The sequence below is a fragment of the Allocatelliglobosispora scoriae genome (genome assembly GCF_014204945.1).
Taxonomy (GTDB): Bacteria; Actinomycetota; Actinomycetes; order Mycobacteriales; family Micromonosporaceae; genus Allocatelliglobosispora; species Allocatelliglobosispora scoriae.
Genome location: NZ_JACHMN010000002.1, coordinates 4,157,742 through 4,171,547, shown reverse-complemented (window position 1 = coordinate 4,171,547; position 13,806 = coordinate 4,157,742). Strand labels below are relative to the sequence as shown.

11 protein-coding genes are annotated in these 13,806 nt (G+C 70.1%); 2 read left to right on the top strand and 9 right to left on the bottom strand.

The genetic code is table 11. The features are described from left to right. The first annotated feature begins 120 nt into the window (after window positions 1-120). Entirely contained in the window at window positions 121-1,359 is a 1,239-nt protein-coding gene (locus F4553_RS24595) for a phosphatidylserine decarboxylase (RefSeq protein ID WP_184839709.1), read from the top strand. Between the two features lie 63 nt (window positions 1,360-1,422). Here the strand turns inward: F4553_RS24595 and F4553_RS24590 are convergent, their stop codons facing one another. The 8 genes from F4553_RS24590 to guaB all read right to left on the bottom strand — a co-directional run bounded on the left by F4553_RS24590 (window position 1,423) and on the right by guaB (window position 12,246). Next, window positions 1,423-2,325, bottom strand: a complete 903-nt coding sequence (locus F4553_RS24590; RefSeq protein WP_184839707.1) for a CDP-alcohol phosphatidyltransferase family protein — start codon at window positions 2,323-2,325, stop codon at window positions 1,423-1,425. 412 nt (window positions 2,326-2,737) lie between these two features. Beyond that, window positions 2,738-3,679, bottom strand: a complete 942-nt coding sequence (locus F4553_RS24585) for an NUDIX hydrolase (RefSeq protein ID WP_184839705.1) — start codon at window positions 3,677-3,679, stop codon at window positions 2,738-2,740. Between the two features lie 4 nt (window positions 3,680-3,683). Beyond that, complete coding sequence (locus tag F4553_RS24580) at window positions 3,684-4,658, bottom strand: NUDIX domain-containing protein (protein WP_184839703.1); 975 nt, start codon at window positions 4,656-4,658, stop codon at window positions 3,684-3,686. Between the two features lie 101 nt (window positions 4,659-4,759). After that, complete coding sequence (gene guaA / locus F4553_RS24575) at window positions 4,760-6,313, bottom strand: glutamine-hydrolyzing GMP synthase (RefSeq protein WP_184839701.1); 1,554 nt, start codon at window positions 6,311-6,313, stop codon at window positions 4,760-4,762. A gap of 28 nt (window positions 6,314-6,341) precedes the next feature. Next, window positions 6,342-8,060: an FAD-dependent oxidoreductase gene (locus tag F4553_RS24570; protein ID WP_184839699.1), complete on the bottom strand. Its 1,719-nt coding sequence runs from the start codon at window positions 8,058-8,060 to the stop codon at window positions 6,342-6,344. Window positions 8,061-8,092: 32 nt separating this feature from the next. Next, the gene (locus tag F4553_RS24565) at window positions 8,093-9,532 is read right to left on the bottom strand and encodes a M1 family metallopeptidase (protein WP_184839697.1); all 1,440 of its coding nucleotides are present in this window, start codon (window positions 9,530-9,532) and stop codon (window positions 8,093-8,095) included. Window positions 9,533-9,596: 64 nt separating this feature from the next. Further along, the gene (locus F4553_RS24560; protein WP_184839695.1) at window positions 9,597-10,721 is read right to left on the bottom strand and encodes a GuaB3 family IMP dehydrogenase-related protein; all 1,125 of its coding nucleotides are present in this window, start codon (window positions 10,719-10,721) and stop codon (window positions 9,597-9,599) included. A 10-nt stretch (window positions 10,722-10,731) separates the two neighbouring features. Further along, window positions 10,732-12,246: an IMP dehydrogenase gene (guaB, locus tag F4553_RS24555; protein ID WP_184839693.1), complete on the bottom strand. Its 1,515-nt coding sequence runs from the start codon at window positions 12,244-12,246 to the stop codon at window positions 10,732-10,734. A gap of 125 nt (window positions 12,247-12,371) precedes the next feature. On the opposite strand from guaB, the gene F4553_RS24550 reads away from it, so the two are divergent. After that, window positions 12,372-12,767 carry a DUF5319 domain-containing protein gene (locus F4553_RS24550; protein WP_184839691.1) on the top strand — a complete coding sequence of 132 codons (396 nt, stop codon included), beginning with the start codon at window positions 12,372-12,374 and terminating at the stop codon, window positions 12,765-12,767. Between the two features lie 99 nt (window positions 12,768-12,866). Here the strand turns inward: F4553_RS24550 and F4553_RS24545 are convergent, their stop codons facing one another. Further along, a complete protein-coding gene (locus F4553_RS24545) occupies window positions 12,867-13,718 on the bottom strand; it encodes a response regulator transcription factor (protein ID WP_312875336.1) in 852 nt (283 codons plus the stop codon). Window positions 13,719-13,806 lie beyond the last annotated feature (88 nt).

Genomic DNA, 13,806 nt, shown 5'->3' with positions numbered 1-13,806 from the left:
AAACGTGACCGGAGAGCGCGAGGAAGCTGGCTGGCAGGCCGGGCTTCGGTGAACGGTCTAGGATCACGGTTGGCGCGTCGGGTAGGACGAACCCGCACCACGATCAAGGAGCCCGCTCTCATGTCCCAGTCAGTCGGACCGCTCGGCCAGGTTCGCATCGGCGACCGCGCCGCCCGCACGCTCACCGCCGAGCTGCACCGCCGCTCCGGGCCCAAGACCGCCCTGTTGATCGGTGTCTCTCCCGATTCGCTCGTCCTCGCCGAGGCGCTCACCGCGCTGCGCGAGGGCGACACCCTCACGATCGTCGGTGACGAGCGCGCACCCGTGCTGCGGGCCTACATCGCCTCGCTCAGCCCTGATGTCGCCGACCTGGTCACGGTCGTCGATTCGACCGGTGACGCCAAGCCCGCCGAGATCGTGGTCGTCGGCGAGGCGGTCGTGGGCACGGCGGACGACGCGCGATCGATCATGGACAGCGTCACGCACCTGGTGGGCGACGGCGGTGTGCTCGTCATCGCGGCGGTCGCCGTGCCGGGGATCGCCGGTGGCGCAGTCGACGAGCTCGACCGGCAGGCCGCGCTCAACGGCGTCGGCTCCGACCTGGTCCTGCGCAACACTCCTCCGGTACGCGTGCACCGCCTCCGGTTCAGCGACGCCGACGCGAAGCTGGCCGCGAAGCTGGCCCCGGCGTACCGGCCCTCGTCCGTGCCGCTCGCCGGCTCGATGAACATCGACTCCAACGGTGTCGCCGCAGCGGGCATCACCCTCGGCGTGGCCGCCCTGCTGAAGCTGATCCGGCCGAAGTCGAAGGCGTGGCTGGTGCCCGCCATCGCCGCCGCCCCGGTCGCCGCCTTCTTCCGCGACCCGGAGCGCGAGGTCCCCTCGGACGTCGCCTCGGTCGTCGCGGCGAGCGACGGCAAGGTCCTCTCGGTCGAGCGCCTCTACGACGAGCGCTTCGCCGACGAGGAGTTCCTCCGCATCGCGGTCTTCCTCTCGGTGCTCGACGTGCACGTCAACCGGGCGCCCATCGCGGGCAAGGTGGTGGACTACTTCGTCGAGGACGGCGGCTACGCGGCCGCGATGAAGCCGGAGGCGGAGCACAACGTCGCCGCCTACACCGTGCTGGAGTCGGCACACGGCCAGGGCCGGGTCGTCGTCGCCCAGCGGACCGGGCTGATCGCCCGCCGGATCGTGCAGCGGGCGCCGATCGGTTCCCTGCTCGCCAAAGGTGAGCGCTTCGGTCTGATCCGCTTCGGCTCGCGTACCGACGTCTACCTGCCCGCTGACAAGGCCGAGGCGCTGGTGGCGCCCGGTGACCGCGTCGTCGGTGCCAAGACCGTGATCGCCCGCTGGCTCTAGTAGACGAAGCAACGAGAAAGGGCCCGCCCCCTGTGGGGCGGGCCCTTTCTCGTGGAGCTTTGTCTAGACGGCGGCGGGCTGCTGCTGCTTGCGCTGGTGGAGCCAGAGCAGCGGACCGCTGACCAGGTAGGCCAGGACGACGAGGCCGAAGGTGAGCTTGGCGCTGAACATGGCGCCGAAGAGCACGAGCAGCAGCATCCACGGCGGCAGCTTGAAGACCTTGACCAGCTTGGCGTAGGGGAAGCTGGAGACCATCGCGACCGCGATCAGCACCACACCGACGACCATGGCGACCGGCGGCAGACCCAGGTTGAGCAGAACGCCGAGGGCGAGCACGGTCGCGGCCATCGTCGTCGGGACACCGCTGAAGAAGCGGCCGTCCTTAGGCGAGACGTTGAACCGGGCGAGCCGGATCGCGGCGCACGCCGCCATCATGGCGCAGGCGGCGATGAGCAGCCCGTTGGGCAGGTCACCCCGCAGCGAGGAGTAGATGACGATCGGCGCGGCGATGCCGAAGCTGGTCATGTCGCCCAGCGAGTCCATCTGGACGCCGAAGGGGCTGGCCACGCCGAACTTCCGAGCGAGCGCGCCGTCGACACCGTCGAAGGTGATGCAGGCGAGCAGGCAGGCCGCGCCCCAGCGGGGGTCGGCGCCACCGATCGCCAGCATGATCGCGGTCATGCCCAGGAAGAGGCTCGCCAGCGTGCACGCCTGGACGAGGCAGAATTTGACCCGCCGGTCGAGCGTGCGCTCGCCTGGCAGCAGCGGGATGACGACAGGGCCGGGAGCCGGCGGGTCGAGTGGCTTCGTCGCCACACCCATCGGCGCGGGGCTGATCGGCATGATGCTGTTGATCTCAGCGATGCTGGCAGAGCTGAGAGTGGGAGCGCTGTTGAGCGGTGCGGTCCGTCGACGACCGACCCGGACCAGCAGCATCTGTCGGGCGGCGTGGCCACCCTGACGCAACCGGCCTGCCCATTGCCGCCCTGCGGGGCGCGGGCTGTCCGTCGTGCGACGCCGACGCCAAATGGCTCTCGGCACGTGTCCCTCCATTGCCGAACGGTTCCTCTCCGCCGCCTCGGCGGCCGTCCGGCGCGAGCTACACGATCGCACACCCGGGCACGCCTTGGCGATACCCCACGGCGGAGCATGATCTGCTCCGTTCACCGATTTGGACAATTCTCGCTGGGGGTCGGTTACCCCCGACGATCATGTCGTCTCACATCGAGCGCCCGTCAAATCGTCGCTGGCCAGGCGCACTGCGCCGCCGTGTGCGCACTTCACGCACAGATGGCGGGCAACGCCGCCGGCGGCCACTGGACGGACGCTCACAGCCCACAAGTCTACCTGATCAATATGGTGCGGGCCGTTCGCAAGATCACAGATGACGCAAAGCGGACAGGGCGAAATCGGTGAGCGTCAGCCCCGCCACCTCGGCGGGAGTGAACCAGCGGGCCTGCTCGGTGGAGCCGCCCGTGGCCTCCGTCACCCTGGTCGGAGCGGGCTCGGCGACCGCGACCCGGTAGAGGGCGCGCACCGAATACCAGTCCAGCGGGACACCCTCCGGGCCCACCGCGGCCGGGTCGTGGAAGAACGAGACATCGATCAGGTCGGCGACCACGCCACGCTGGCCGGACTCCTCGAAGACCTCCCGGACGAGACCCTCGGCGGGTTGCTCGCCGAAGTCGACCCCGCCGCCGGGGAGGTGCCACAGCCCCGCGCCGGGGTAACCGGCGGCGATCAGCGACAGCAGGATGCGGTTGTCGGGGTCCGTGACCACACCGTACGCGCCGAAGCGTTTGATCTTGTTGCTCGTCGCGTCGGACGGCGGGCGACCGCTGAGATCCGTCTCGCCGCTGTCGTCCCCGACCGGATTCTCGGGCGTCTCCGGCACCGGCACGGCGCCGTCACCGAGGCCCAGCAGCCGGGCGGCGAAGGGCACCAGATCGAGACTCGACAGGTCGGCCGGGTCGACCCATTCGGGCAGGTCGGAGGAGCCGTCGGTCTCCGTGGTGAGCTCGCCGCCGGTCACGACGACGTCGAAGATCACCCGATCGTGGTGCAGCAGGACGCCGCGCCAGGGGAACTCGACGACGTCGGAGCTGACATCGCGGAGCCCGGAGATCTCGACGACGAGGCCGGTCTCCTCCATGAACTCCCGCACCACACCGACGCGGGGATCCTCCCCGTGATCGATGCCGCCACCGGGGAGGTACCACGTGCCGGGGGTGTTCGACCGAATCGATGATCGGACGAGCAGCACCCGGCCGCGCTCGTCATAGGCGAGGCCGTAGGCCCCGATCCGCCGTCTCTTCTCCACGCCCCTAACCTATAGCGGCCGCGCGCAACGCCTCCGCGGTCACCTCGGTCATCTCATGATCGGCGAGTGCCTCGACCTCGGCGCGGTCGAGCCAGGAGGCGCCCGAGGTGGAGCCGCCCTTGTCGTGCACGAGCGGCGTCGTGGCCGCGTCGACCATGACCCGGTAGAAGGCCCGGACGCCGTGCCAGTCGATCGGGTAGCCCTCGGGACCCAGCGACGCCGGGTCACGGTGGCTCGCCACGCCGAGCAGCTTGCCGAGGCGGCCGGCCTGGCCGGTCTCCTCGAGCAGCTCCCGGATGAGAGCGGTGCTGGGCTGCTCGCCGAAGTCGGTCCCGCCGCCCGGCAGGTGCCAGCGGCCCTCGCCGGGGTAGCCCGGGGAGACCCTGGTCAGCAGCACCCGGTTGTCGATGTCCGTCGCCACCGCGTAGGCCGCGAAGCGCTGCGCCCGGTGCAGCCCGTCGGGCCCCTCCATGATGTGGAAGCTCGGGAACTCCGGCACCTCATCGGGGAGCAGATCGGCGGAGAGGATGCGCTCGACACGGTGTCCCGTGCCGAGGCCGAGCGCGGTCGCCGTGAACGGGCGCAGGAGCAGCTCGGCGGCTGCCTGCCGGGGCACCCAGCGGACCAGGTCGGTCGGCTGGCCGGCCCGTTCGCGCAGGGCTCCGCCGCGGATGGTGGCGGTGTAGATCAGGCGATCGGTATGGATGGTCACCCGGCGATGCGGCATGGACCGCAGGTCGGAGAGGACATCGAGGAGACCGGTGATGGTGATGGAGAGCCCCGTCTCGGCCGCGGTCTCCCGGACCGTGGTGTCGTTGGGGTGCTCGCCATGGTCCACGGCCCCACCAGGGAGGGACCAGACACCGGGCGTGCCGGAGTGCGGGGAGTTGCGGACCAGGAGAACCTGGTCTTGCTCGTCGACGATGACGGCATAAGCGGCGATGCGGCGCAACGGCTCAAGTGCTACATCGGTGGTCACGAGGTTTGATTCTCCCGCGCCTCGAAGATCATGACAAGATGTCCGTTTAATGCCGAGAAGAGTGACGGTAACGTGACACCGCCCGCTTCGCGTGATTCACGCTACTCCCACTCGATGGTGCCCGGCGGCTTCGACGTGACGTCGAGAACCACCCGGTTGACCTCGGGAACCTCGTTGGTGATCCGCGTGGAGATCTTCGCGAGCAGGTCGTAGGGCAGGCGGGACCAGTCGGCGGTCATCGCGTCCTCGCTGCTCACCGGCCGCAGCACCACCGGGTGGCCGTAGGTGCGGCCGTCGCCCTGCACGCCGACCGAGCGCACGTCGGCGAGGAGCACCACCGGGAACTGCCACACGTCGCGGTCGAGGCCCGCCGCGGTCAGCTCCTCGCGGGCGATCAGATCGGCTGCGCGCAGCACGTCGAGCCGGTCGCGGGTGACCTCGCCGATGATCCGGATCGCGAGGCCCGGACCGGGGAACGGGTGCCGCCACACCATCGCCTCCGGCAGGTCGAGCGCGGCGCCGAGCGCGCGCACCTCGTCCTTGAAGAGGGTGCGCAGCGGCTCCACCAGCGCGAACTGGAGGTCGTCGGGGAGCCCGCCGACGTTGTGGTGCGACTTGATGTTGGCGGTGCCGGTGCCGCCACCCGACTCGACCACATCGGGGTAGAGCGTGCCCTGCACCAGGAACCGCACGTCACCGCTCGCGGCGATCTCCCGCGCGGCGACCTCGAAGACCCGGATGAACTCGCGCCCGATGATCTTGCGCTTCTGCTCCGGGTCGGTCACCCCGGCGAGCGCGGTGAGGAAGCGCTCCTCCGCGTCGACGACCTTGAGCTTGATGCCCGTCGCCGCCACGTAGTCCTGCTCGACCTGCTCGGCCTCGCCCGCCCGCAGCAGGCCGTGGTCGACGAAGACGCAGGTCAGCTGGTCGCCGACCGCGCGGTGCACCAGCGCCGCGGCGACCGCCGAGTCGACGCCGCCGGAGAGGCCGCAGATCACCTGGGCGTCGCCGACCTGCGCGCGGATCAGCGCGACCTGGTCGTCGAGCACGTTGCCCATCGTCCAGGTCGGCTCGATGCCGGCGATCTCGTAGAGGAAGCGCTCCAGCACCTGCTGGCCGTTGCGGGTGTGCGCGACCTCGGGGTGGAACTGCACCCCGGCCCGCCTGCCGACGAGGTCCTCGAAGGCGGCGACCGGCGCACCCGGCGACGATGCGGTGACGGCGAAGCCCTGCGGCGCCGCGCTCACGCTGTCGCCGTGGCTCATCCAGACGTCCTGCCCCGTCGACCAGCCGCCGAGCAGGCAACCGGCCTCGTCGGCCACCTCGATCTTCGTGCCGCCGAACTCGCGCAGCCCGGTCTTGCTCACCGTGCCGCCGAGCGCCAGCGCCATCGCCTGGAAGCCGTAGCAGATGCCGAAGACCGGCACGTCACTCTGGAAGAGCGCGGCGTCGACCTGCGGTGCACCCGCCTCGTAAACGCTGGACGGGCCGCCCGAGAGGATGATCGCGGCGGGGTTCTTCGCCAGCATCTCCGCCACCGGCATCGAGTGCGGCACGATCTCCGAATAGACCCTCGCCTCACGCACTCGGCGAGCGATGAGCTGGGCGTACTGGGCACCGAAATCGACGACGAGGACCGGGCGCGGCGTAGTCACGCCCCAACCTTACCGACCGCCCGAGGCGTCACCCGTTCTGGGAGCCCCAGCGCAGCGCGGCGGGCGCGCCCGCGGGGACCTGCGGATTGATCGGTGCAACCGCTTCTATCCGGGTGTACGCCGACCCGAGCGCCGGTCGCGGATCGTCGGCACCGGCGTTGGGCCAGAAGGACATCGCCCGCTCCGCCTGCGCCGTGATCGTCAGCGATGGATTGACGCCGAGGTTGGCGCAGACCGCCGCCCCGTCCACGACGTGCAGGCCCGGCTGCCCGAAGACCCGGTGATAGGCGTCGACGACCCCGTCCTGCGCCGAGGCACCGATCACGGCACCGCCGAGGATGTGCGCGGTGATCGGGACGTCGAAGACCTCCGGCAGGGAACCGCCCGGGAAGCCGCCGATCTCGTCGGCGATCTGCCGGACCGTCTCGTTGCCGACCGGGATCCACGTCGGGTTGGGCTCCCCGTGTCCCCGGGTCGCCCGCAGACCGCCCCGACGCCACACCGTGGTGAGCGAGTTGTCCAGCGTCTGCATCACCAGGGCGATGATCGTCCGCTCCGACCAGCCGCGCACGGTGACCGCCTTCAGCGTCAGCCCCGGCTGCGTCACGATCGCCTTGAACGCCCGCCACTTCCGCCGGGGCCCGCCGTCGACGAGGAGCGTCTGCAGCAGCCCCATCACGTTGGAACCCTTGCCGTACCGCACCGGCTCGACATGGGTGCTCTCATCCGGGTGGAAGGAGCTGGTGATCGCGACACCGTGGGTGAAGTCCAGGTTCCGCCGCTTGGCGTCACCGCGGGCGACGGCGGCACCGAGGAGCGCCTCGGAGTTGGTCCTGGTGAGCACGCCCAGCCTGGCCGACAGGCCGGTCAGGTGGCCCGCCTCGCGGGAGCGGTGCAGGAGTCGCTGCGTACCGAGCGCACCGGCGGCGAAGATCACCTGGTCCGCCTCGATCACCCCGCCCCCGACGGCGCGGCGCCGCTTGGCGAACCGGGCGTCCGTCCGGGTCACCTCGACCGCGTAGCCACCGCCCGGCAGCGACCGCACGGTGCTCGCCGTCGTATACGGGTGGATCACGGCACCCGCCTGCTCGGCGAGGTGGAGGTAGTTCTTGACCAGGGTGTTCTTGGCGTTGTGGCGGCAGCCCGTCATGCACTCGCCGCAGTGCAGGCAACCCGACCGCTCGGGTCCCGCGCCGCCGAAGTAGGGGTCCGGCACCGTCTGCCCCGCCGGGGCCTGCAGGTGTACGCCGACCGGCGTCAACCGGAACGTCCGCCCCACGCCCATCCGCTCCGCGACCGCCTTGATCACGCCATCGGCGGCGGTCATCCGGTCGTAGGAGACCACACCCAGCATCCGTTCGGCCTGGTCATAGTGCCGATCCAGTTCGCCGGCCCAGTCGGTGATGCCGCTCCACTGCGGGTCGTTGAAGAACGCGGCCGGCGGGCGGTAGAGCGTGTTGGCGTAGACGAGGCTGCCGCCGCCGACCCCGGCACCCGAGAGCACCAGCACCCCGGCGCCCTTGGCTCCTCGATCGGCGCGCAGCAGTGTCATCCGCTGGATGCCGTAGCAGCCGAGGGCGGGCGCCCACAGGAACCGGCGGGTCCGCCAGCTCGTCTTGGCGAAGTCCGCGTCGGCGAACCGGCGTCCGGCTTCCAGGACGGCGACCGAGTAGCCCTTCTCCACGAGCCGCAGCGCGGCGACACTGCCACCGAACCCGGACCCGATCACCACCACGTCGTAGCGCATGGCGACATTATTACCGCCAGGTAACCACTTGGCTACGGGTGCGCGGGGCGGCCCTTGCCGAAGAGCCAGGCGTCGAAGAGCGCGCTCAGCTCGGCACCGCTGATCTTCTCGGCGTGCGCGACGAACTCGGCCGTCGTGGCGTTGCCGTTGCGCTTCTCGGCCGCCCAGGTCTTGAGGATCTGGAAGAACTTGTCGTCGCCGACCGTCAGCCGCAGCGCGTGCAGCGTCATCGCACCCCGGTAATAGACCGACCGGTCGAAGACCCTGGTCCGCCCCGGATCCCCCGGTGCGACCTGCCAGATCGCGCTCGACGCGTTGCTGAAATTGTCCTCGAAGCTCTCGTCGACCGTGTCGCCGCCGACGTGCTCCACCCACATCCACTGGCCGTAGGTCGCGAAGCCCTCATTGAGCCAGATCTGGCGCCAGTCGGCGATCGAGACGCTGTCGCCGAACCACTGGTGGGTCAGCTCGTGGGCGACGATCCCGCCCCGGTCGCCGCCGCCGATCATCGAGGCGGCATAGATCGGGCGGCTCTGGGTCTCCAGTGCGAAGCCGACCCTCGGATCGTCGATGACGATGGCGCCGTAGGCGTCGAAGGGGTAATCGCCGAAGAAGCCGCCCAGGTAGTCACAGATCTCGGGAGTCTTCGCCACCGCTTCATCGACCTGGCCGACCGGAATCCTGGCCGCGATGGCGATGCGCACCGGCTTGCCCTTGTGCGTGCTCTCGACGACCCGGAACTTGCCGATCGCGAGCGTCGCCAGGTAAGACGCCATCGGCTGATCCTCGCGCCAGCGCCAGGTCGTCCAGCCGGGCTGCTTGTCCTGTCCCTCCAGGACACCGTTGCTGATCACCTCGCTGGCGGTCGGCGCGGTGATCGCGATCGTGTAGAGCGCCTTGTCGCTGGGGTGGTCGTTGACCGGGAACCAGGTGCTCGCCGCCTCGGGCTGCCCCGCGACGAAGACCGTCTCGTCCGACTTCAGGAAGCCGGTGCTGCCGAGCCCCGAGCCGGTGATCGGCTGCGGGATGCCCGCATAGGTCACCCGGGTCGCGAAGGTGGCACCGGACGCGATCGCGGTGGCGGGCTTGACCGTCAGCTCGTCGGCGGCGCGGCTGAAGGTGGCGGCCGCCTTGTCGATCTCGATCTTGTCGATGGTGAAGCCGTGCAGGTCCAGATTGAACTGTCGCAGCTCCTGCTTCGCGGTCGCGGTGATCGTCACGTCGCCGGTCAGGTTACCCGAGGCCGGGTCATACTTGATCTTCAGCGCGTAAGCCGTGACGTCGTATCCGCCGTTGCCGTAATGAGCGAAATAGGGATCGTGGACGCCCGGGTCGCCGACGCCGGGCACGGACGGGGACGACGAGACCGACTGCGGCTCCGGTGGATCGGGCAGCGCGATCGGTCGGCCTGCCGAGCAGCCGACCAGGATCAGCGCCGCACAGGCCGCCGCAGCGCCGAATCGTCGATCCATGGAGCCCTCCCCGCATCGCGTGTAGACCACACGCTACCGAAGGAGGGCGACTCCCGTGGAACGGTCAGGCTCGATCGAGGACCAGACCGACCTTCTGGAACTCCTTGACATCGCGGTAACCGCACTTCGCCATCGCCCGCCGGAGCCCGCCGAAGAGGTTGAGCTGACCGTCCGGGTCGTCGGCCGGGCCATAAAGGACCTGCTCCAGCGAGCCGAGCGGCTCCTGGACGATCCCGATGGCGCCGCGCGGCAGCTTGGGGTGGCTCGCCGAGGAGTGCCACCAGAGGCCGCCACCAGGTGCGCCCTCGACCTGCGCCAGCGGCGCGCCGAGCATGACGGCGTCGGCACCGCAGCCGATCGCCTTGGCGATGTCGCCCGAGGTGTGCATGCCGCCGTCGGCGATCAGGTGGACATAGCGGCCACCGGTCTCGTCGAGGTAGTCACGGCGGGCCGCTGCCGCATCGGCGATCGCGGTCGCCATCGGCACCCGGATCCCGAGCACGGAGTCGCTGGTGGAGAGGTAGTCCGCGCCGATGCCGACGATGACGCCGGCCGCACCGGTACGCATCAGGTGCAGCGCCGTCTGGTAGTTGGTGCAGCCGCCGACGATCACCGGCAGGTCCAGGTCGGCGATGAACTCCTTGAGGTTGAGCGGTTCGTCCTCAGTGGAGACGTGCTCGGCGGAGACGACGGTGCCCTGGATGACGAGCAGGTCGACGCCCGCGTCGAGGATGACCGGTGCGAGCGCCAGCGTGTGCTGCGGGCTGACCCGCACCGCCACCGTCACGCCGCCCTCGCGGATCTCGCGGACCCGCTCGGCGATCAGCTCCGGCTTGATCGGCTCGGCGTAGATCTCCTGCAGGCGCGGGGTGAGCGGCTCGTCGGCGTCGGCGAGGGCGCGCAGCTCGGCGAGGAGCTTGGTCGGGTCCTCGTAGCGCGTCCAGAGCCCCTCGACGTTGAGCACGCCGAGGCCGCCGAGCAGGCCCAGCGCGATCGCCGAGGCCGGGGACATCGTCGCGTCGCTCGGGTGGGCCACGCAGGGAATCTCGAACCGGTAGGCATCCAACTGCCACGTCGTGGCGACGTCGTCGACGTCACGAGTCCGCCGGCTCGGCACGATCGCCACCTCGTCGAGGTGGTATCCCCGCTGAGCAGTCTTTCCGAGGCCGATCTCCACAATGTCGCGCATTAGCGTGTCCTCAGCGGTGGTAGTTGGGGGCTTCGACGGTCATCTGGATGTCGTGCGGATGGCTCTCCTTGAGCCCCGCCGCGGTGATCCGGATGAGCTTGCCACGCTTCTGCAGCTCCGCGATGGACTCCGCGCCGCAGTAGAACTGTGCCTGGCGCAGCCCGCCGACGAGCTGGTGCGCGACGGCCGCCACGGTGCCGCGGTAGGGCACCTGGCCCTCGATGCCCTCGGGGATGATCCGATCCGCCTGGGTGACGTCGGCCTGGAAGTAGCGGTCCTTGGAGTAGGACTGCGCGGCCGGACCGCGGGCGGTCATCGCACCGAGCGAGCCCATGCCGCGGTACGCCTTGAACTGCTTGCCGTTCATGAAGACGAGGTCGCCGGGCGACTCCTCGCAGCCGGCGAGCAGCCCGCCGAGCATGACGGTGTCGGCACCGGCCGCGATCGCCTTGGCGATGTCGCCGGAGAACTGGATGCCGCCGTCGGCGATGACCGGAACGCCGTGGCGCCGACACGCCCGGACCGCTTCCATGATCGCGGTGATCTGCGGGACCCCGACACCGGCGACGATCCGGGTGGTGCAGATGGCACCCGGGCCCAGGCCGACCTTGACCGCGTCGGCACCGGCCTCGACGAGCGCCATCGCGCCCTCGAAGGTGGCGATGTTGCCGCCGACGATGTCGACCTCGGTCTCCTTCTTGAGGCGGGCGACGAGCTCGGGGACCGCGCGGTTGTGCCCGTGCGCGGTGTCCACCATGATCACGTCGACACCGGCCTCGACGAGCGCGCGGGCCCGCTTGTAGCCGTCCTCGCCGACGCCGACCGCGGCACCGACGCGCAGCCGGCCGGCCGGGTCCTTCGCCGAGAAAGGATATTGCTCGCTCTTGGTGAAGTCCTTGACCGTGATCAGCCCGCGCAGCTTGCCCGCGTCGTCGACGAGCGGCAGCTTCTCGACCTTGTGCGTCCGCAGCAGCTCCAGCGCGTCGGCCTTGCTCACCCCGACCGGCGCGGTGATCAGCGGCGTCGTCGTCATGATCGCGCGGACCGGGGTGGAGAGCTCGGTGACGAAGCGCATATCGCGATTGGTCACGATGCCGACGAGCGTGCCCGCGGCATCGGTCACCGGCACGCCGGAGATCCGGTAGCGGGCGCAGAGCGCGTCCACGTCGCGCAGCGTGTCATCGGGCGAGCAGGTGACCGGATTGGTGATCATGCCGGCCTCGGAGCGCTTCACGAGATCGGCCTGCGCCACCTGGTCCTCGACCGAGAGGTTGCGGTGCAGCACGCCCAGACCGCCCTGACGGGCCAGCGCGATCGCCATCCGGGCCTCGGTGACCGTGTCCATGGCACTGGAGACGAGCGGGATCTGGAGGGTCACGTTGCGGGTGAGCCGGGTCACCGTCGTGACCTGGCTCGGGATCAGGTCCGACTCGGCCGGCAGCAGCAGCACGTCGTCGAAGGTCAGCCCGAGCGGGATCGAGCGTGCGGAGTCGGAATCAAAAGTCGAGTCGCCGGTCAGGTCCATGAAATCCCCTTCGAGCCCGGTGCAAGCGCGCGCGACACACCGCGCAGCTTTGCTTTCCCTGCTTATCCTACCGACGGCCGGAGGTCGACATCCCACCGGAGGCCGGGGGGCACTACCGTAAAGGGGTGCACGATGAGCCGCTCGACCCATTCCACGGCGATCCCACGGACCCGGCCGCTGACCTCGGCGCCCTCGACGGCGAAGAGTTCGACGAGCTGACCCAGCAGGAACGCCAGGACCTGATGGACGACCTCGGCGAGCTCGAGGTCTTCCAGGTGCTGCTGGGGCCGCGTGGCATTCGGGGCCTGGTCATCGACTGCCAGGACTGCCAGGAGCCGCACTACTTCGACTGGGACCTGCTGCGGGGCAACCTGCGCCACCTGCTCGACTCGGGCCGCCCACGGGTGCACGAGCCGGCCTACGATCCGGATCCAGAACGCTATGTGAGCTGGGAATATGCCCGCGGCTACGCCGACGCCGTCGACGACATGGCCGAGGGCATGGACGAGCCCACCAGCTAGAACGATGCCGGTGGGGCGCCCAAGTGCGGGATGGGCGTCACACCGGCATCGGTCATGCGTTCGTGGCGCGACCAGCACGTGTCGCACCACGAGCCAGGGTCACACCACGAGACCCTGGCGGAAACCCGCCGCCACCGCGTGCGCCCGGTCACGAGCACCGAGCTTGCGGAAGAGGCGGCGGGCATGGGTCTTCACGGTGTCCTCGGAGACGAAGAGCTCGCGCCCGATCTCCGCATTGCTTCGCCCGTCCGCCATGCCGCGCAGGACCTGCAGTTCCCGCTCGGTCAGGGTGACGGAACGCACGGGGCGCCCCACCGGCAGCTGCCGGGTCTCCAGGGAGATCTGGTCACCGTCGAGCGTGGCATCGGCACGCTGCGCGGGAACCATCGTGGACGTGCCGGTCTGCCCGGGCAGCGGCGGCCGGGTCGGCCACCCCGCCCGTACCGGCCCGTTGACACCGGGCGCCGATCTGCCGACCGGCGCACTGGTCCAGGCACCCGACGATGTCTGGCCGGTCGGCCTCGTCAGGGACTGGGTGGACATCGCTTGGCCGACGTGGCGGCCGGCCGGCGTACCGGCTGGGATTCTCTCCATCACCAGCAAGAGCGCCTTGGCCGCGGCGGCGACCACCTCATGGTCGCCACCACCGATCAGGCCGCGCGCGCCCGCGTCGATCGCGGCCCGCGCGGTCTGCGGGTCCTCAGAGCCGAAGAGGACCATCGTGGCGGCCGGAGCCACCGCGAGGACCCTTCGGGTGAAGCCGACCGTGTCCGGCCGACTCAGCCCGGTATCCACCAGGATGATGTCGGCAGGGTGGCTGACTAGCTGGGCGATAGCGTCGGTCGTGGTGACCGCGGTCCGCACTGCGGACCCGATCCCCAGACGGTGGGCACAGGCGGCGACACTCTGGGCGGCCGGCACGGAGCGGACGCATACGAGGACGGTCTGCACGGTTATCCCCCTCTCCTCTACGGAGAAGACCACGAGAAACCCAGATCATTACGCGAAATCCCCGGAAACTGTCGAAAACTCTTTGATC

Coding starts and splice junctions, on each gene's coding strand:
- F4553_RS24595 (WP_184839709.1), top strand. CDS start 121: ATGTCCCAGTCAGTCGGACCGCTCGGCCAGGTTCGCATCGGCGACCGC.
- F4553_RS24570 (WP_184839699.1), bottom strand. CDS start 8,060: ATGCGCTACGACGTGGTGGTGATCGGGTCCGGGTTCGGTGGCAGTGTC.
- F4553_RS24565 (WP_184839697.1), bottom strand. CDS start 9,532: ATGGATCGACGATTCGGCGCTGCGGCGGCCTGTGCGGCGCTGATCCTG.
- F4553_RS24560 (WP_184839695.1), bottom strand. CDS start 10,721: ATGCGCGACATTGTGGAGATCGGCCTCGGAAAGACTGCTCAGCGGGGA.
- guaB (WP_184839693.1), bottom strand. CDS start 12,246: ATGGACCTGACCGGCGACTCGACTTTTGATTCCGACTCCGCACGCTCG.